Raw genomic sequence first — 18075 nt, forward strand, 5'->3', positions numbered from 1 at the left:
ACGACCGTTATTTATAGCTCAGCACGCTTCCTGTGGGCGAAACTACAAACTTGCGTACGTCGTCAAATCCCGCGGGCTTGCGTTCTTCCAATGCCTGATACGGGCGCTGGGGCAGAATAATGCTGCGCTCAACTTTGGTGGCTCCGGTTTCGGCGCCCCTGCCTGCAAATGGATCCAGCGCAAATGTCTCTCGCTCAACCGTTCCGAACCAGCCCGACTTTTCTGTGAGCGTTGTCTCGGACACCAATTCTTCTTCGGTCCAGACCAGCGCCCAATCCTCCCCGACAGGGGATCGCGCGACTTCCAGAACTTCGCGCAGCGGTCCCGCCTGACGGGTGAACGCGTGGGAATACATCGGCCCCACATGAAACCGGCGCAGGCGTTTGGGGTGCAGGTCGTCAAAATCCTCATCAAACCCTTTGGCGATGGTCAGCAGTTTCAGCCCACCCAGCGACTGCGCCATCAAATGTGCCTGCACTTCGGGCCAGCGGCGATCGTCCTTGGGCAGTCCAACCTTCCCGCTGTCCTCAAGCTCCATCATGTAGATCGTCGGCAGGTTGATCTGGCTGTCATAGACGGCCCAATGCACCATAAATTCACGGCGCAGCGGCGCGGTGTTGCCCAGCCAAGCCGCCTGTGGATCGTTGCGCGCCCAGAACAAATCACCCTTGGAAAGCTCTTCGTAATACAAACGCTGGCTCAGCGCATATTGCAACTTTGTCGGGATCGATTGTTCGTTCAGGATCACGCGGACCATGTCCTGTTTAAGCGCCTCAACAGATCGCATACCTTGCAAATGCCGCCCCGCTTGGGCGGCGTCGTTTGCCATGCTCAGCAGTTCAGAATACACTGGAAATCCGCTGTCCACGCGGTCAAACGTCAGCTTGCCCGCGTGGGCAAACCGCCCCGAAAAATGGTACTTATGCGCCAGCGCCTTGAACGTGTAGTTCAGGCTCACAATATATCGCGTCATCACCTCGACATCGCGCTTACTCAGCCGTTTTTCAGCCTCAAGCGTCGCTGCAACCCGCCCCAAATGGCCGATGATCTTCTCGAACTTGCCAAAATACCGCCGCGTGATGCGGGTGTCTTCGAGCTGGAAATGGTCGGGGGCGGTGTCAGTCATTTTGAGGTATCGCCTTAGCCTTCAGCCCGAACAGGTCTTCAACGTCCTTCCAGAGCACACGCCGACCGTCGATCACAATCTGCATCACCTGTTGCGGCGTCAAATAGGACGTCCCTAGAATGCCCTTCCAACCCTTCAACGCGATGTCAAAAGTGACGGGGAGTAAAAAGCGGAGACCGCACCAAATCCAAACGATTCCGGCGGGGACTGCTAAAATGTAGCCTAAAGCCGCAAGGCCGAGATACTCCCCAACGGCCACCGGAGCGATCATCATCAAAGTCAAAGGGAGTAAAAACGCAAGGCCATGCACACCGACCAGTAGCAAACCCAAACCCGTTGAAAGATAGTTGATTATACAAGGCACCTTGGATTAGGCCCAATATTCATTGCTATCATGCTTCTCGACGATCTTGGCGAACCGACGCATGAACCGCTCATCAACCTTGGCCTTTTGCTCCAGCACTTCACGCGCGAACACCATGTGGTCTTCGTGTTTTTCCATCATCTCGGCCATGCGGGCGTTCGTGGCGGACCCGATCGCCGCCATCGCCGTCTGCGCCTCTTGGTCGGTTTTCACGCCAATCTCGTTAATGCGGTGCGCCACATCTTGTTGCTGCGCGGTCTTGAGCGATTTGGTCAATGCATCATACAGCAAAACCCGCTGTTTTGTATCCGTTTGCAGCTTGTTGATCAGCACCATCTGCGTCGCCGCTTGGTTCTGCAAACTGTCGATCCAGGTCTTGCCCTTTTCGATATAGCGTTCCAATGTTTGGCTTTTAGCCAGCTTCACCTGTTCTTGCTGCACGGCCTCGTTATACGCACCATTCATCTTGGCCAATTCTGTTTCCAGCTTGGTGCGCGCCGCGGCGTCTTGTTCGACGGAAATCTTGTTCTCAAGCGTGATGATCGCAGGGTCCATGCCCAAAATCTCGGCACGTACAGCTTCAAGTTCGCTCACCGTGGTTTCGCGTTCCTGCAAGGTGCCAACAAGATTGGTTTCGACCTTGGTTTTCTGTTCCTCAAGGATCAAAAGCTGGTTTTCCAGCAGCTTCGTAATCACGTCAGATTTGGAAATCAGGTCCTGCAATTTGTCATCCACGGACGCGCTGCGCATCCGTTCTTCGCGCATCGAATCCGATTTACCGCCCAAAAAGAACCCAACAAAGCTTTCCCAACCGGTTTTGGACCGCATTTCGTCGAAATCCTGCTGGAAACCGGACGTCACATCGTCCAGTCCCATGATCAGTTCCGCGATGTTCGCATTCATCAATTCCGTGTGCGCATGCACGTCTTCCAACGACGCATTTTCGATATCGACAGAAATATCCGTCCCCGTTTCCATCTTCTGACGCGCGGTTTCGATCCGGCTGGTCAGTTCTGAAATCTTGGATTGCGCCTCAGCGACCTGGGTCTGGGATTCACGGATCTGCGCGTCAAAATCGGCCATATTGGTCCTCACTTGGGATGAATTGTTGTTCGTAATATAGGTAATCTTACCGCCATTTTAATGGCCCGAATAGTTAAAAACCGCCAAAATTCGCGCACACGGGTCAAACGTACCTGACCCGTGCAACCATTTCCAACGCAATTCGCTTAACGCAATCTCAAGTATCGGCGTCTGCAAGGGCCAGATCGTCGTCGCCCGCATCATCGTCATCATCGGTGCCGTAAATCAGGTCTGGATCAATGATATTTGGCTGCAGGATCACGCCGCGATTGGCCAGCGCTTCACCCTCCAGCTCAACAGATTCTTCATAGGAGCGGATCACGACGTCGGTGCCATTTGGAACGCGCGGATACAGATCAATGATGTCGTGGTTGAACATGCGGATACAGCCTGCGGAACCCGAATTACCGATAGATGGTAAATCGTTGGTGCCATGGATGCGGAAATGCGTGTCGCGACCGTTTCTGAATAGATAAGGGGCGCGCGCGCCAAGTGGGCTTGCAAGACCACCTTCAACGCCGCGTGCAAAGGGTCCGTAAACTTCGGGTTGGGTGCGCAGCATATTTTGTGTCGGGGTCCAGCCGGGCCATTCGCGCTTTAGCTGGATAACGGTCGGGCGATTGAGGCTTAATCCTTGGCGACCAACGGCAATAGGATAGCGGCGCGCCTGACCGTCTTCCTCAACAAAATAAAGCAGTTTTGCATGGATATCGACCACAATGGTGCCCGCGCTTTCCGGACCATTTTACCCCACCACTGTGCGTTGGTTGACGCCCTGCAGATACTCGGCAGGGATCGGCGGCAGTGTATACTCGCCATCCTCAAGGAATCCGTAGCCCTCGACGATCTCTACGGCAGGAGCGTCGTCAATCACCTCTTGCGACGCGCAGGCGGCAAGAAGAGCAAGCGCCGTGCCTAATACTGCGATGCGCAAGGCGCTTAGGTGTGTGGTCTTCTGCATTATTGTCCCCAGTGTGTGTTAATCTTGCAAACCTTAACAGGCGAAACCCGCGCAAAACCAGCTCCATCGCCCCTTCAAGTCCTTACAGGTAATATATTTCTGGGAATCCGCACCGCCGACGCTCATATTGTCACCATGAGTCTCACAGGAAAAACCGCAATCGTGACCGGCGCAGGCTCCGGCTTTGGAGCTGGCATTGCCCAGCGTCTTGCTCAAGAAGGCGCACGCGTGTTGGTGGCTGACATCAACGGTGACGCAGCAAAAGAGGTCGCCGCGCGGATCAACGCCAGCCCTTGGGTCGTTGATGTGTCCGACAACACGTCCGTGCAGCGCATGGCGGGAAAGATGCCCAACCCCGATATTATCGTAAACAATGCGGGCATCACCCATTTGCCGCAACCGATGGAAGACGTCAGCGAAGACGACTTTGACCGCGTTTTTCGGGTAAACATGAAATCGGTCTTCCTGATGTCACGCCATTTCGTGCCCGCAATGAAGACGCGCGGATCAGGTGCGATCCTGAATATCGCATCAACGGCAGGGATCAGCCCGCGCCCGAACCTGAACTGGTACAACGCGTCCAAAGGCTGGATGATCACCGCGACCAAGGCGATGGCCGTCGAACTTGCCCCGTTTGGCATCCGCGTGAACGCACTAAACCCCGTTGCGGGTGAAACACCTCTGCTGAAAACGTTCATGGGTGAAGATACGCCAGAAATTCGGGCCAAGTTTCTGTCCACGATCCCGCTTGGCCGCTTTTCCACCCCCGAAGATATGGGCGCGGCGGCGGCGTTTTTGTGCAGCGATGATGCCAGCATGATCACTGGTGTCGCCATGGAAGTCGACGGAGGCAGATGTATTTAGGGATAGCTTTATGAGTTTGCTGAAAATCAATCTTGCCGAAAAACTAGCGATGTTTGACAGTCGTTTTGACCCCCATGTGGTTGCCAATTACAACGGCAATGATGTAATGATGTAATGATTGTCAAATTCGCCGGAGACTCCAATCCCGGTGACAGTGATCGCCCGCCAGCATCAAACCCGTCAATCTGATGCGCACAACGTTCAAAATGCTCAGCCGCGCCCTTTTTGGTATTTTTCGAGATCATAAACTCACAGCGGCTATGGAAGAAAAGCAATTTTTCGATCCGTCTCACGCCAATCGTGTGCATGTTTTCCACGGCACATTCGTGTCCGAACTCGCCGCGACGTCCTATTGTTTTGATGCGCCCAGCCGCAATGAACCCGAACCCCTCACGCGGGATTTGCCCGACGCGATGATCGACACGACCGAGGTTGAAATCATCTTTGGAACGGCGCGCATTGGTGGCGCTGTGCCGATGTTGACACAATACACCGAAAACCTGTTCAACGAGATTGGGTCCAACAACACTTTGGTCCTGATCGCAGAGGCCGCGTTTTGCGGATTGCCCTATTCCCTGAACGACACGCCTATGCTGCGCTATGCAGGCGCATTTGACGTTCTGTAATACGGCGTCACCTCAAAAGGGCCCGCATCATGGCGCTGTGCGGTGTTTGTAACCCCTCGATCACGTCGAAATGGTGCATCTGCGCCTCAATCGTCACATCGCAATCCCAAGCCGCCCCTAACCACTGCGCTTGATCCAAAAACGCAGGCCGTTCCGCGCCGCCGACCCAAGCGGTCACAGCCATATTCTGGCGCGCGAGGTGGACAGGGCTTTGTGCCAATGCCTCAGCTGGATCAATGCCCAACACCTCGTTCATTGACGTTTCCATCAACGGCGCCAGATCGCTGATCGGCGAAATCGCCATGATCCGTGCGACGCGGCGCGACCAGTCGGCGGCCATGTCGACGCAGGCCATCCGCGCCACCAAATGCCCGCCAGCCGAATGACCTGTCAAATAAATCGGACCCGTCGTGCGCCGCGCAATCGAGCCGATCGCTGCCGCAATTTCCAGCGTAATATCGGTGATCCGCGCATCCGGTGCCAATGTATAGGACGGCATCGCACAGGCATACCCAGCAGACACAGCACCCGCCGCAAGATGCGAAAAATCGCGCGGGCTGGACGCCATCCAATACCCGCCGTGCACAAAGACAACGGTGCCTTTGGCCGGCCCTGATACCTGAAAGAAATCATAACTTTGGCGCGCGCCAGCGCCGTAAGGCACAGACAATTCCGCATCGGCATGGGTGGCGCGAAACGCCGCCGCTTGACCCGCCCAGCGCGCGTAATAACTCTCCCCATCAGGGATGTAGGTGGAATTCGCATATGCCTCATCCGGCGTCATAGCGCGTGTCATGTTTGGCCCCTCTTGGACAATGCGGTCATCAGGCGTAACTGTACGCCAACGCCCAATCTGGAGAACACCATGCTTGATTCCACCACAGACCTAAAGTCCATGCTCACCCGTCCCGATCTTTTGTGCACCGACGCCTTTCTCGGCGGTAAATGGGTGCAGGCCAAAGACGGCAAAACCTTTGATGTCACCAATCCCGCGCGCGGCGACGTGATCGCAAAAGTCGCCGACCTAAGCCGCGCAGAAATCGCGCAAGGCATTGATGCCGCAGAAAAAGCGCGCCACGCATGGGCCAAACGCACCGGCAAAGACCGCGCCAATGTCATGCGCAAATGGTTCGATCTGATGATGGAAAATCAAGAAGACCTCGCGATCATTATGACCGCCGAACAGGGCAAGCCAATGACGGAATCGCGCGGCGAAATCGCCTATGGCGCGTCTTTCGTGGAATGGTTTGCCGAAGAAGCGAAACGCAATTACGGCGAAACGATCCCCGGTCATCAGCCCAACCTGCGCCTGACCGTGATCAAGCAGCCCATAGGCGTCGCCGCTGCCATCACCCCGTGGAATTTCCCCAACGCGATGATCGCGCGCAAAGTCGCCCCCGCGCTGGCCGCCGGCTGTGGGTTTGTCGTGCGCCCCGCGTCCCTGACCCCGCTGTCCGCCCTCGCCATGGGCAAATTGGCTGAGGAGGCCGGCATCCCGGAAGGCCTGTTCAGCGTCGTCACCACCACGTCGTCGTCCGAGGCTGGCAAAGAATTCTGCGAAAACCCGCTTGTGCGCAAACTGACCTTCACTGGGTCTACCGAAGTGGGACGCATCCTGCTTAAACAAGCTGCCGATCAAGTGATGAAATGTTCCATGGAACTGGGCGGCAACGCGCCGTTCATCGTGTTTGACGACGCGGACCTCGACGAAGCTGTCAAAGGTGCCATCGCTTGCAAATTCCGCAACAACGGCCAGACCTGTGTCTGCGCCAACCGCATCTATGTGCAGGCAGGCATCTACGACGATTTCGCTGCAAAACTGAAGATCGCGGTTGAGGCGCTCAAGATTGGTGATGGGCTGAACGACGACACGCAACTCGGCCCCCTGATCGAAGCCTCCGCCATCGACAAAGTGCAAGAACACCTGAAAGACGCGCTGTCCAAAGGCGGCACGATCCTGACGGGCGGCAAACCGCATGATCTGGGCGGTCTGTTCTTTCAGCCGACAATCGTAACGGGTGCGACGCAAGACATGATGGTCAGCACGGATGAAACATTCGGCCCCTTCGCGCCGCTGTTCAAATTTGAAGACGAAGACGACGTGATCACCAAAGCCAACGACACCATCTTCGGCCTTGCGAGCTACTTTTACGCCAAGGACCTCAGCCGCGTCACCAAAGTCGCCGAAGCCTTGGAATACGGCATCGTCGGCGTCAACACCGGCATCATTTCCACCGAAGTCGCCCCGTTCGGCGGCGTCAAACAATCAGGTCTGGGCCGTGAAGGATCGCGCCACGGCATGGATGACTACATGGAAATGAAATACATTTGCATGAGCGTTTAAAGGCGCCCCCGCTGCGCAGTCGACAGTGCGCAGCGGATGCCCTTTCTGATGCCCAAAGCGCAGAATGCTGCGTTGTCAATGAATAGCCGCTCATGCATTTATTCGCCAAAACGCTTTATTTCTTGTAGCCTCCCCCTGCAGCGAGATTTGCGGGAGGAAGCATGGCGTGCTTCAAGGAATTGGAACACCAAGGGTGGGCAGAAAAAGCCCGCTTCTACGACGATCATTTCGCCAGTGTGACTCGACAGGCGATCGAACCATTACTTGAGTGTTTAGGGAATATCTCCGGGCGTCGCCTGATTGACATCTGTTGTGGGACAGGGGACTTGGCCGAAGCCGCTGCGCAAAGCGGAGCCCAAGTGACGGGCGTAGATTTTGCCGAACCAATGATCGAAATCGCGCGGGCACGCGTACCAGTTGCATAGTTTGAAGTTGGTGATGCGGAGAAACTCGGATTCGAAAACGCAAGTTTTGACGCAGCGACCTGCGCTTTCGGGCTGTGGCATGTCAGTGACCCAGACAGTGCCATTTCCGAGGCCGCGCGCGTGCTCAAGCCCAGCGGGATGTATTCTTACACTGCTTGGCTTCCCCCTGACGAAGGCTGGGACATGATGGGCCTGCTGGTGACAGCAATCAACAAACACGGCACGATGGACGTCGATCTGCCTCCGGCTCCGCCGCCTTTTTGATTTGCAAAGGTCGCAGAAGCAGAAAACGCGCTGCGGGCCTCCGGTTTCGGCGCTGTTACATTTGAAAAAAAGATCGCCATCTGGCGCGGTCAGACCGGAGATGACTTGCTTGATTTGCTCTACAAGGGAATTGTCCATGCACCCATGCTCATTGAGGCACAGGCAACCGACGCCAAGCAGGCAATCATCAACGCTATCAGATCTGGCGCAGAGGCCTTTCGTGACGTCGAAGGGATCAAGATGCATTGGCCCTATTTGGTGGTTTGTGCTACCAAGGTCAGTTCCGAGCCCACTTTGCAAAATGCTGCGCGATGCAGGAATGGCAGCTAGCGGCCTCAAAACGTTGTTGCCGACCGCTCACGCAGCAGCCAAAAGGGCCCGTCCGGTTTTCTCGACATGCACATAGTCCGTGCCGCAACATCCGCCAAAGACATTCATATTTGGATGGGCCGCCCGCAGATCAACGTACTGGCTCGCCAATTCATCGGGGTCGCCTTCTTCGAGATGACCCAACTGGCACAAGGTACCATGGTCCAAGGATGACGCATTGGCCCGCAATCCACGGATGCGTTTTGCCCAAGTTTCGACAGCCAATGCAGGTCCAAAATCGACAGGGTGCGAGCAATTTATCATGTAATAGGCTGGCGCGTTTGCAGTTGCTGCATCAACCGTTTCAATCGCTTGCTTCAAACTCTCTCCACTGCGAAGCTTGCGGTCTTTTTCAATCGTAAACGCGATGACCGACGGCAAGCCTACTTTCGCCGCGGCCCTAGCAATGCCAATCGCCTCGTCCGTTGTGTTCAAGGTCAGTGCAGTTACGATATCTGCACCCGCTTCTTTGAACGTCCCAATCTGCTCCGAGTGGTATAGTTCGGCACTTTGAGAAGTTAAGTCCTGATGTGTTTGGTAGGCATCGCCCTTTGGGCCAATGCAGCCGCTTATCACGGTGTTTTCTGGAGGCAGCCCGGCGGCGGTGGCACATTCACGATAAAGCTCAAAACACTTGTGGTTCATCTCCGCGAGACCTGCAGTGGAATACCCAAGCAAAGCACCCCAGTCCCGACTTGCGCGATAGGTCAGGCTATCAAAGATGAAGGGGGTTCCAAGCTTCACGGCAACATTGGCGAAGGCGGTGTAGTATTCCCGCAATGCCCGTGCTGCCCGTTTATCATTCAGTAGATGAAAGGCACTGAATTTCGGAAGCTCGAACCCGCGCTTGTACATAAGCCAAGTCTCTGTTCCGCCATCGGTCAAGAAAATGACGTTCGTCTGATGTGGCAACAGGGGTGTTGGCTGGGACATGTTATGCTCCTATCGAAAATAGTGATGTGTATCTCGGGGAAAATGCTTCGCAGGCCTTAAGTCTCCGGCGCGATATTTTGATTGAAGCGAAACCGGTTTTGTAGATCATATTTGGTCTTTATTTCAACAAGTCGATCATAGTTTGGGCCGAAACTTGTCCGCGTCAGCGCCGCGTTGTCTTCACCATGCCCCGCAAAATTGAGGTAAGCGCGGCCATGGTGGCCAAATCGTTCAGAATTGGCCCAGCCTTCACGAGACCAGGCAATGTTTGCCTCATCGTCACCGGGATTGGACCAGACTCTGTCCAGTGAATACATCCATCCCATCGATCGGTCACCAAACGCGGTGGCGTCCGCTGCAACCTTGGCGGTTGTTCCACCAAAATTCCAGAGCGATGACAGTGAATTATCCGAAGGCGCTGCCATTGCGTTGGCCAAGGCCAGATCAATCATCTCATCTGTTAGGTCTGTCAGATAGCGGGCTTTCCAGTAACAGCGAAAATCTCCTGCGGGCATCAAAGTATCGAAGAATTGTTGCACATCGCAGTAGTTCATTCGTCCGGAAAAATCGGTCGACATTTCGCCCAGCTCGCGAAGTGGCTGAAGAAGCGCTTCACCTTCAGCGGCGTCACCGTTGTACACGCAAGCCAGCGTAAAGACCCGCTTACCCCAGTGTTTCTTAGGGAAATCCTCGCCCGCGGCCGTGGAAAACTCGCACAACGATCCAACTCTATCGCCATGTTTGACAAGAAAGTCGCGCCATGCACGAATTGGTTCGGGGCCGTCTTCGACGAGGTAAATTGGAGCAGCGAACATGACTTCCGGGCCAATAGGGTGGAGCGCGAATTCGAACTGCACTACGACACCGAAGTTGCCACCCCCGCCTAGCAGGGCCCAAAGTAGTTCGGGGTTTTCGTCAGCAGTTGTATGGATCAACGTGCCGTCGGCGACGACTACGTCAGCGGCGTTTAGATTGTCGATCGACAAACCATGCTGTGCGCGCAGCCAGCCAATGCCCCCCGAAAGCGTTAGACCTGCCACCTCAGTGTCGGAAATCAACCCACCCGGCGTCGCGAGCCCATGCTCTTGTGTCGCCACGTCTACATCACGCCACAACGCTCCGCCTTGCACCTTCGCCACCCGTGCAGATGCATCGACCGTCACTCCTCGCATGAGCGACAGGTCAATCATTACGCCGTCATTACAGACCGCGTGGCCCACAACATTGTGTCCGCCACCACGAATGGCAATCGGCAGGTCACGTGCAACCGCGAGCTTGACTGCGGTCTGCACGTCGCCCGCAGTTCTGCATTGAGCAATGAGCAATGAGCGCAGGGCGGCGATCTATCATCGCATTCCAAACACTTCGCGCATCATCAAATCGGTCGTCCTCGGGACCAAACATCTCACCTCTGAATTCAAGTGCCAGCGTATCTAACGTGTTCCTAAAGTCATCCATTCTGTGCTTCCTTTTTAAAACTTGCGTTCAGGCTATCCCAACACATCGGTCTCTCAGAGTGGCATTATGGCCAAGTACAAGGCATACTGGACAAGTGACCGAGGCAAATCTGCCAATACCGTGCCTAATTAGACGAGGACCCGTCATGACCGAAGCTAAGAAACCCCTGATTGTACTGCTCGCTGCACCAGAAACATCAGCATCCGTTCTCTATGGATTGTATGATGTCTTGCTCTCTGTAGGTGCAGTTTATTCCGACATGGTCTCAGGATCACCAGGTGACGAGCTGTTGGACATTAAAATTGCTTCGGCAGACGGAAAACCATTTCATTGTATTGGAAATATTCCGGTTGAGCCGCATATGTCGGTTAACAATCAGGCGACACCAGATGCCGTTGTCATTTGTGACATGTATACGTCGATCTACGATGTCCCAAAGGGCCGATACCCTCGGGAGATCGCTTGGCTACGTAAGATGCACGCGGACGGGGCTATGCTTACGTCCGTCTGTTCAGGATCGCTTCTTCTTGCGGAAGCAGAGCTCTTAGACGGGAAAGAGGCGACAGCGCATTGGGCGTACCGTGATATGTTTCAACGCCATTATCCAAAAGTCGCCTTTCGCAATGAATCTATTCTGTGTCTGGCAGCTGAAGCAGACCGCATTGTGACGGCGGGTGGTGTCAGCGCGTGGCACGATTTGGCTGTCTACTTGATCGCCAGGTTTTGCGGATACAAGCATGCGATTGAAACCGCGAAAGTTTTTCTGATCAGCGGCCACTCTGAAGGCCAGTCACCTTACTCAGTCATGACCCGTCCAATGGAGACCTCGGATGCCCAGATATCCGACTGCCAAGTTTGGATAGCTGACAACTACGCCCTCGCTAAGCCGGTCGAACAAATGGTTGCGCGATCCGGCCTGAACCCTCGTACTTTTTCCCGTCGTTTCCGTTCCGTAACTGGCTTTGCGCCCATAGAATATGTGCAGGCGCTCAGGATAGAAGAGGCCAAGCAGATGCTAGAAACAGATGCCCAGTCTGTAGACGATATCGGCAGCTCAGTTGGCTACGAAGACCCCGCTTCATTCCGTCGAGTATTCAAACGAGGCGTCGGCCTTTCACCAGCCGCCTATCGAAAGAAATTCCAACGCATCGCGCAGATCGCCAAGCCCATTGCGGCGGGATGACGTCGAGGTCTTCGCGAAGCGGACGTTGGCGCAAATGCGGCGAACGGCTCTTGGTTCCGCCTTGCGGACCTTGATCACAATACACCTTAGCCCTGACGCAACACCACCGCACGCCCCATTCACCCCTCATAAACCAAGCTAATGCATCCTCACCCTCAGTTAACCCGCGCGGTCCATCACACCGCGCGCCATGGACGATGAAACGGCAGCCGGTCTCCGCGACCACCTCGCCCCGCACAGAGATACTGGCGGTAACAGGTGTAGAGACGGGTCGCAGCGCACAGACCCTGAAGGATACGTCCCTTCACGGCCCCGCCTTTTGGCAAAACACACAAGCCCCGCGCGACATTACCCCTGACGGCTCACGCCGCCTCAGGCCATTCTTGCTGCTCCCTTCTTCATCTTGGCAAAAACAACTCAAACCCCGACGCCCACATCAATCGCCACGGGTGTTTTAATTGGCAGGATCAGCAACTCATCCAACTTCGGTCAGTCGCCGATCACCGCGCGACACAAAACGATGTTGTCCCGCTCCAGATCATCAACCCAGATCAATTCTGCACGGCCGTCCCACGAAATCGCGTCATAACCGTCCTTGGGGCCAACATCGCGTTCTGAATGGACCGTGGCACTGGCCCAATCGCTGTCGTCGAAATCAACAGACGTCCAATCGGCAGGAACAACTTGGGTTTCAGACGCACAAGCCCCGACACCGACCTGCGGATCGCCCGTGTCCTCGCAAGTTGTATCAATCGGCGCATATTGCGCGATCAGACACCGCCAACTTGCATCCGTCACACCCAAAACATCGCTGTTTGCATCCTTGAACTGCGCAATCGCACCGCCATCGCCCATCTGTTGATTGCGTTCGCCGATATATTCCAGCCCCGTATCATTTTCCATGAAATCGCGGAATTCGAATGCGACGGTCATCGGCAAGTCGGCGTTGAACGTGATCCGCTCTCCGTTAAACGACCGCTCAGTGTTGTAGGCTGTGCTGTCTTCATACAATGGCGCGCCGTCAACAGACATGGCAAACCAATTGTCGACCCAGATCTCTGCACTGACAGCCACGCTGCCCGAACCGCCAAGGTCGGCCTCCGTCACGCCGCGATTCTGGGCAAACACAGGGCTCAGCGCGGCAAGGGTCAGTGTGGCGATCGTCAGTGGAATTGCAATTTTCATGGGTTTATCCTGTTACATGCTTTGCCTTTATACGCAGACCCCGCCCTGTTCCGTCGCGCCCAATTGACCCCTTTGAAATCATCAGGCATCTATCGGCCATGGACTGGTTGAAAATCATACATATTCTCTGCGTCATGGGGTGGATGACGTCGATCTTCGCCGTTCCGCGCGCGCTGATCTATTGGAAGCGCGATTTCGCCAAAACCAGTGAAAACGGCCCGCTGGGTGATCTGACCTACCGCCTCTACCGTTTTTCCGCTGGCCTGATGGTCTTGTCCCTGATCACGGGCATCTGGCTGGGTGCGGCCGTCTGGGCGTTTGACACTTGGGTGATCGTCAAACTCGCCCTCGTGTCCGTGCTGGTGGCACATTACATGATGACAGGTGGCATGGTGATGCGCGCGCGGCGCGGTACCTTCAACGAAAGTGATTTCTACCTGCGCGTGTTCAACGAGGTCAGCGTGCTCGGTGTGATCGCAATCCTCTGGGTCGTCGTGGTCAAACCTTTCTGAAAAAATTTCCAAGGATTGACGCACCACCCTCGTCGTACCTTAGTGATGCGAATGACAGTCAGTGACGAAGATATGGCCTTGGCGGCCCAAGACGGTGACGGGCAGGCATTCGCCAGCCTGATCGCCCGTCAGTATGACCGCCTGTTCCGGCTGTGTTTCCGCCTGACCGGATCCAAGCACGAAGCCGAGGATTTGACCCAAGACATCTGCGCCGCCCTGCCCGCGAAGTTATCAAGCTACAAACAGCAGTCAAAAGTCACTACATGGCTTTACCGTGTCGCCGTCAACGCCGCCCACGACCGCCGCCGCAAACAAGCAACCTACGGGCGCGCGTCTGACGGTTGGGGTGACTGGGAACTCAACCGCCAAGCGGTGATTGAAGAAAACCAGACCCGCGCCGATTGGCTGACAATCGCAATGGGGTCCCTGCCCGTCGATCTGCGCGACACGCTGGCCTTGGTGCTGGATGATATGACCCACGCGGACGCCGGCGACATCTTGGGCATCTTCGAAGGCACCGTCTCATGGCGTCTCTCTGAGGCCCGCAAGCATCTAAAATCCATTAAGTAAAAGGAGGGCGTGGTATGACCAATTCTAATGACGAGTTTGACCTAGACGACCTCAAGTTCGCCCTGAACGACGCCACGCCTGCGCCCGACGCAGACGCAGACGCAAAGTCACGCAATATCGCGCTCGCGACAAAAAATTTCGCTGATATCCAAGGATCGCGGATCGCCGCCCGTCACACTCCCAGACCCAACAAATGGACTGGAGTTATGACAATGCTACACACCCTCACATCCCGCACTGGCCTCACGGTCACCACCGCAATCGTTGCCTGCGGCTTCATGATCGGCATGCCGCAAGGGCGCGATATCCTGAACCTCGCTCCGACAGCCAGATTGGCTCAGCCAACGCCACCAGACGCGGCCGTGCTCGATCCAGCTGGATCTGTTTCCGTCGCGCCAGCACTGGTTGATGAAACCACAGATGACGCTAACGTCGCGGCCTTGGCCGAACCAGTGATGGAAATGGCCCCCGCTGTAGTGTTGTCCGAATCCAGCAGCCGCGAAGAAGCGGACTCCGCTATCGGCAACCCTGCCACCGCCGCGCCACTGTCCCTGACCCGCGCCGCACCAACGAACGACTTGGTGGCCGAAGGCATGGCACTGGGCCAAGTTGTATCTGCGCCAGAACCAAACGTTGCGGGCATCGGCGAACTCGACACAGAATCCTTCGCCAACGACACCCCCAACCCGCTGAAAATCACAACCGAAGAACCGGTCTCTACCTTATCTATCGACGTGGACACCGCCGCCTATGCACTCATCCGCTCGTCGCTTACCGCAGGCCAACTCCCCCCCGCCGACGCCGTGCGGATCGAAGAAATGATCAACTATTTTCCCTACGCCTACCCCGCGCCAGACGGCCAGCCGTTCCAACCTACGATCAACGTCTTTGAAACCCCGTGGAACGCTGACACGCAACTGGTTCACATCGGTCTCCAAGGTGAAATGCCAAGCATTCAAGACCGCCCAGCGCTGAACCTCGTGTTCCTGATCGACACCTCCGGTTCGATGGAAAGCGCTGATAAACTGCCGCTGTTGCGCCAATCCTTCCGCCTGATGCTCGACAACCTAGCACCCGAAGATGAGGTCGCAATTGTCACATACGCGGGGTCAACCAGTATCGCGCTGCAACCGACGCAAGCGTCTGAACGCACGACCATACTTGCCGCCCTAAACGCGCTGAATGCAGGTGGGTCAACCAACGGCCAGGGCGGTCTCGAGCAGGCCTACGCACTCGCCGAAACCATGAAAACGGATGGTGACGTGTCCCGCGTCATCCTCGCCACGGACGGCGATTTCAACGTCGGCCTGAGCGATCCGCGCGGTCTTCAAGCCTACATCGAAGACAAACGCGATACCGGCACCTACCTCAGCGTGCTCGGCTTCGGGCGCGGCAATCTGCAGGACGCAACGATGCAATCCTTGGCCCAAAACGGCAACGGCACAGCGGTCTATATCGACACCCTGTCAGAGGCGCAAAAGGTCCTCGTCGACAACCTGACAGGCGCGCTGTTCCCGATCGCCAACGACGTGAAAATTCAAGTGGAATTCAACCCGAGCACCGTCGCAGAATACCGCCTGATCGGCTATGAAACCCGCGCGCTGAACCGCGAAGATTTCAACAACAATGCGGTGGATGCAGGCGAACTTGGTGCAGGCCACACTGTCACGGCGATCTACGAAATAACGCCCGTCGGCTCGCCTGCACAACTCAGCGATCCATTGCGCTATCAAGCCGCAGAAACCACATCAGACTCTGACGAACTCGGCTTTCTGCGCCTGCGCTACAAACTGCCAGGTGAGGCCGAAAGCCGCCTCATCGAGACCGCGATCCCCGTCTTCGACCGCGCGCGACCCAATCAGGAGGCCAGCTTCGCCGCCTCTATCGCGGGCTTTGGGCAACTTCTGCGCGACAACACTTACCTTGGCGATTGGGGCTGGGACGACGCCATCGCGCTGGCAAACCAGAACTGCGGCGACGACCCGTTCGGTTACCGCACCGAAGCCGTCCAACTCATGCGCCTCGCCCAATCACTGAACAACTAATCTCGTCTTTGCTTTAAAATATCCCCGCCGGAGGCAGCACAACACAGCCCTCGGCGCACCAGTGTCAGGGTCCCATTGCCTCGCGACCCACCAAAGTCAAAAAACGTGCGGTAGAACTCATTTTTCTTGCCGGCGATTTTTAGCGCCGCCCGCCATCAGGCGAGGCATAGAAATCACGCAAACTCTGGCCTTTTTCCACTTTGAATGGCCCGAATTCTTCCATGTCCTTAATGCGATCTAGCCGGAACATGCGGAAATCATTGCGCAATTCGCACCACCCGACAACGGTCCAAACCTTGCCCCAAAACCAAAGACCAAGCGGGCGGATCACCCGACGCGACGCGCCGCCGTGCTGATCGCCGTAATTCAAATCAAGCCGAATGCGCCCGTCTGATGCCGCCTCGATGCGATCGATGCGCGCGCGAACCTCGTCTGTCATTTCGTTCGTCTGGAACGCATGAACCGGCACCGACGCCGCCCGCGCGCGGGCATCTTCCGGCAGGACCGCTTCGATCTTGACCAGCGCTTCTTCGGCGGCCGCAGCCATTTGCGCGCCGCCCCACGCGCGGATCATTCTGGCACCCGCAACCAGCGCAACAATCTCGTCTGAATTGAACATCAGCGGCGGCAGATCGTAGCCCGCCCGCATCACGTAGCCGACACCGGCCTCACCTTCGATTGGCACGCCAGACCCAATCAAATCCGCCACGTCGCGATAAATCGTGCGCTTGGTCACCTCAAGCCGTTCGGCCAATTTCGCCGCCGTTAGCAGCCGACCACCCCGCAGATACTGCACAATCTGGAAAAGGCGGTCAGCGCGTCTCATGCTTTACTCCTCAAGCGGCTTTGCCGAGTTCGAACAAACCCAGACGGTTCCCGTCAAGATCGCGGGCATACAGATAACGGCCCGCGGGAATGTCGATGACAGGGCTATCAACGGTTCCGCCGGCGACGGTCAACCGCGCTGCGGCGTCCTCGACGGTGTCCGACACCGTCAAATGCGTGACGGTCCCTCCGTCAGTGGGCGGTGTTCCAAGGCACAAATGCCCCCCCGCCCCCTCGTCCGCGCCATTGAAAACGGCAACCTCAAATGGCCCCATCCGCGTAATCTCCATGTTCCAGCCAAAGACTTCGCCATAAAAGGCACTGGCTTTTTTCATATCCGTCACTGGAATTTCGGTACATGCTACGATTGGTTGGTGTGTCATTGTCTCATTTCCTTGGTGTTGATGACACCTCTCTGACACACCCCTGCTGACATCATACTGTCAGCATCATGTCAGCTTATCCAAGAAAGATTTTCGTTGGTGCGTGCAGCGGGATGGTATTCGCCGCTGACCCAGCCTTTGTAGTTTTGCCGGTCCAGCAATCTGAAAAACGCGGGATAATCGAAATCGCCGCCACTTGGTTCATGGCGATCCGGCACACCGCCCACCTGAATATGCACAACACGCGATTTCACTTTGTCCCAAGTGCCCGACACATCGCCGGTGATCTTTGCGGCGTGATAGGCATCAAACTGCAGGTGCAGATTTGGCGCCGCCACCTCTTCCAGCACCTCCATCGCAAGATCAAAATCATTAAGAAAATAACCCGCCATGTCGGTCTCATTGATCGGCTCAATCGTCAGGCTTTGACGTGGCGCGAACGCCGACGCCCATTTCAAATTCTGCACAAAACAGTGTCGTGCCGCTGGCCCCGCAGCAACACCGGCCATGATATGGACATGCTCTGCGCCCAGCGCGCCCGCATAGCGAACCGTG

At 56.1% G+C, this 18075-nt stretch carries 18 protein-coding genes and 2 pseudogenes; 8 read left to right on the forward strand and 12 right to left on the reverse strand.

The features are described from left to right. Positions 1–7 precede the first annotated feature (7 nt). From OA238_RS19285 to OA238_RS34060, 5 genes are all read right to left on the reverse strand, one after another. A complete protein-coding gene (locus tag OA238_RS19285; RefSeq protein WP_015496480.1) occupies positions 8–1126 on the reverse strand; it encodes a hypothetical protein in 1119 nt (372 codons plus the stop codon). Next, a complete protein-coding gene (locus OA238_RS19290; RefSeq protein ID WP_044037207.1) occupies positions 1119–1451 on the reverse strand; it encodes a hypothetical protein in 333 nt (110 codons plus the stop codon). The genes OA238_RS19285 and OA238_RS19290 overlap by 8 nt, the downstream gene beginning before the upstream one ends. Before the next feature lie 45 nt (positions 1452–1496). Then, the gene (locus OA238_RS19295; protein WP_015496481.1) at positions 1497–2573 is read right to left on the reverse strand and encodes a coiled-coil domain-containing protein; all 1077 of its coding nucleotides are present in this window, start codon (positions 2571–2573) and stop codon (positions 1497–1499) included. Positions 2574–2730: 157 nt separating this feature from the next. Next, positions 2731–3291 (reverse strand): L,D-transpeptidase, encoded by a 561-nt coding sequence (locus tag OA238_RS19300; protein ID WP_015496482.1) that lies wholly within the window; start codon positions 3289–3291, stop codon positions 2731–2733. A gap of 27 nt (positions 3292–3318) precedes the next feature. After that, a complete protein-coding gene (locus OA238_RS34060) occupies positions 3319–3534 on the reverse strand; it encodes a hypothetical protein (protein ID WP_245581352.1) in 216 nt (71 codons plus the stop codon). Positions 3535–3669: 135 nt separating this feature from the next. Between OA238_RS34060 and OA238_RS19305 the strand changes: the two genes are divergently transcribed. Together OA238_RS19305 and OA238_RS19310 are read left to right on the forward strand one after the other, a co-directional pair. After that, on the forward strand, positions 3670–4398 hold the full coding sequence (locus tag OA238_RS19305; RefSeq protein ID WP_015496483.1) for an SDR family oxidoreductase: 729 nt from the start codon (positions 3670–3672) through the stop codon (positions 4396–4398). Positions 4399–4586: 188 nt separating this feature from the next. Then, positions 4587–5024 carry a hypothetical protein gene (locus OA238_RS19310; protein ID WP_015496484.1) on the forward strand — a complete coding sequence of 146 codons (438 nt, stop codon included), beginning with the start codon at positions 4587–4589 and terminating at the stop codon, positions 5022–5024. Between the two features lie 7 nt (positions 5025–5031). On the opposite strand, the gene OA238_RS19315 is transcribed toward OA238_RS19310, so the two are convergent. Continuing rightward, entirely contained in the window at positions 5032–5820 is a 789-nt protein-coding gene (locus tag OA238_RS19315; protein ID WP_015496485.1) for an alpha/beta hydrolase, read from the reverse strand. Between the two features lie 69 nt (positions 5821–5889). Here OA238_RS19315 and OA238_RS19320 point away from each other — a divergent pair, with 69 nt between their 5' ends. Next, positions 5890–7368 carry an NAD-dependent succinate-semialdehyde dehydrogenase gene (locus OA238_RS19320; protein WP_015496486.1) on the forward strand — a complete coding sequence of 493 codons (1479 nt, stop codon included), beginning with the start codon at positions 5890–5892 and terminating at the stop codon, positions 7366–7368. A 161-nt stretch (positions 7369–7529) separates the two neighbouring features. Next, positions 7530–8057, forward strand: a pseudogene (locus tag OA238_RS30555) (class I SAM-dependent methyltransferase). A 357-nt stretch (positions 8058–8414) separates the two neighbouring features. On the opposite strand, the gene OA238_RS19335 reads toward OA238_RS30555, so the two are convergent. Then, the gene (locus tag OA238_RS19335; RefSeq protein ID WP_015496487.1) at positions 8415–9359 is read right to left on the reverse strand and encodes a homocysteine S-methyltransferase family protein; all 945 of its coding nucleotides are present in this window, start codon (positions 9357–9359) and stop codon (positions 8415–8417) included. Positions 9360–9415: 56 nt separating this feature from the next. After that, positions 9416–10684 carry an FAD-binding oxidoreductase gene (locus OA238_RS19340; RefSeq protein WP_015496488.1) on the reverse strand — a complete coding sequence of 423 codons (1269 nt, stop codon included), beginning with the start codon at positions 10682–10684 and terminating at the stop codon, positions 9416–9418. A gap of 278 nt (positions 10685–10962) precedes the next feature. On the opposite strand from OA238_RS19340, the gene OA238_RS19345 reads away from it, so the two are divergent. Then, positions 10963–12000, forward strand: coding sequence for a GlxA family transcriptional regulator (locus OA238_RS19345; RefSeq protein ID WP_015496489.1), 1038 nt, complete (start codon positions 10963–10965; stop codon positions 11998–12000). A gap of 489 nt (positions 12001–12489) precedes the next feature. Here OA238_RS19345 and OA238_RS19350 read toward each other — a convergent pair whose 3' ends face one another. Beyond that, positions 12490–13185, reverse strand: a complete 696-nt coding sequence (locus OA238_RS19350) for a hypothetical protein (RefSeq protein WP_015496490.1) — start codon at positions 13183–13185, stop codon at positions 12490–12492. Positions 13186–13283: 98 nt separating this feature from the next. Here OA238_RS19350 and OA238_RS19355 point away from each other — a divergent pair, with 98 nt between their 5' ends. From OA238_RS19355 to OA238_RS19365, 3 genes are read left to right on the forward strand one after another with little or no spacing between them, the layout of a single operon-like run. Further along, a complete protein-coding gene (locus OA238_RS19355; RefSeq protein ID WP_015496491.1) occupies positions 13284–13697 on the forward strand; it encodes a CopD family protein in 414 nt (137 codons plus the stop codon). 51 nt (positions 13698–13748) lie between these two features. Then, entirely contained in the window at positions 13749–14267 is a 519-nt protein-coding gene (locus tag OA238_RS19360; protein WP_015496492.1) for an RNA polymerase sigma factor, read from the forward strand. A gap of 14 nt (positions 14268–14281) precedes the next feature. Then, positions 14282–16312 (forward strand): vWA domain-containing protein, encoded by a 2031-nt coding sequence (locus OA238_RS19365; protein WP_015496493.1) that lies wholly within the window; start codon positions 14282–14284, stop codon positions 16310–16312. Between the two features lie 139 nt (positions 16313–16451). On the opposite strand, the gene OA238_RS19370 is transcribed toward OA238_RS19365, so the two are convergent. The 3 genes and pseudogenes from OA238_RS19370 to OA238_RS34760 form a co-directional block, all read right to left on the reverse strand. Then, positions 16452–17138, reverse strand: a complete 687-nt coding sequence (locus OA238_RS19370) for a helix-turn-helix transcriptional regulator (RefSeq protein WP_015496494.1) — start codon at positions 17136–17138, stop codon at positions 16452–16454. A 10-nt stretch (positions 17139–17148) separates the two neighbouring features. Next, complete coding sequence (locus tag OA238_RS19375; RefSeq protein ID WP_015496495.1) at positions 17149–17520, reverse strand: VOC family protein; 372 nt, start codon at positions 17518–17520, stop codon at positions 17149–17151. 71 nt (positions 17521–17591) lie between these two features. Then, positions 17592–18074 (reverse strand): annotated as a pseudogene (locus tag OA238_RS34760) (TIM barrel protein); the annotation flags it as partial. Position 18075: the final 1 nt, after the last annotated feature.

It is taken from the genome of Octadecabacter arcticus 238, from assembly GCF_000155735.2.
Lineage (GTDB): Bacteria > Pseudomonadota > Alphaproteobacteria > Rhodobacterales > Rhodobacteraceae > Octadecabacter > Octadecabacter arcticus.

Bases quoted from the DNA above. Each gene is read 5' to 3' on its own strand.
- OA238_RS19285 (WP_015496480.1), bottom strand. From the start codon at position 1,126: ATGACTGACACCGCCCCCGACCATTTCCAGCTCGAAGACACCCGCATC.
- OA238_RS19295 (WP_015496481.1), bottom strand. From the start codon at position 2,573: ATGGCCGATTTTGACGCGCAGATCCGTGAATCCCAGACCCAGGTCGCT.
- OA238_RS34060 (WP_245581352.1), bottom strand. From the start codon at position 3,534: ATGCAGAAGACCACACACCTAAGCGCCTTGCGCATCGCAGTATTAGGC.
- OA238_RS19305 (WP_015496483.1), top strand. From the start codon at position 3,670: ATGAGTCTCACAGGAAAAACCGCAATCGTGACCGGCGCAGGCTCCGGC.
- OA238_RS19310 (WP_015496484.1), top strand. From the start codon at position 4,587: ATGCGCACAACGTTCAAAATGCTCAGCCGCGCCCTTTTTGGTATTTTT.
- OA238_RS19315 (WP_015496485.1), bottom strand. From the start codon at position 5,820: ATGACACGCGCTATGACGCCGGATGAGGCATATGCGAATTCCACCTAC.
- OA238_RS19320 (WP_015496486.1), top strand. From the start codon at position 5,890: ATGCTTGATTCCACCACAGACCTAAAGTCCATGCTCACCCGTCCCGAT.
- OA238_RS19335 (WP_015496487.1), bottom strand. From the start codon at position 9,359: ATGTCCCAGCCAACACCCCTGTTGCCACATCAGACGAACGTCATTTTC.
- OA238_RS19345 (WP_015496489.1), top strand. From the start codon at position 10,963: ATGACCGAAGCTAAGAAACCCCTGATTGTACTGCTCGCTGCACCAGAA.
- OA238_RS19350 (WP_015496490.1), bottom strand. From the start codon at position 13,185: ATGAAAATTGCAATTCCACTGACGATCGCCACACTGACCCTTGCCGCG.
- OA238_RS19355 (WP_015496491.1), top strand. From the start codon at position 13,284: ATGGACTGGTTGAAAATCATACATATTCTCTGCGTCATGGGGTGGATG.
- OA238_RS19360 (WP_015496492.1), top strand. From the start codon at position 13,749: ATGACAGTCAGTGACGAAGATATGGCCTTGGCGGCCCAAGACGGTGAC.
- OA238_RS19365 (WP_015496493.1), top strand. From the start codon at position 14,282: ATGACCAATTCTAATGACGAGTTTGACCTAGACGACCTCAAGTTCGCC.
- OA238_RS19370 (WP_015496494.1), bottom strand. From the start codon at position 17,138: ATGAGACGCGCTGACCGCCTTTTCCAGATTGTGCAGTATCTGCGGGGT.
- OA238_RS19375 (WP_015496495.1), bottom strand. From the start codon at position 17,520: ATGACACACCAACCAATCGTAGCATGTACCGAAATTCCAGTGACGGAT.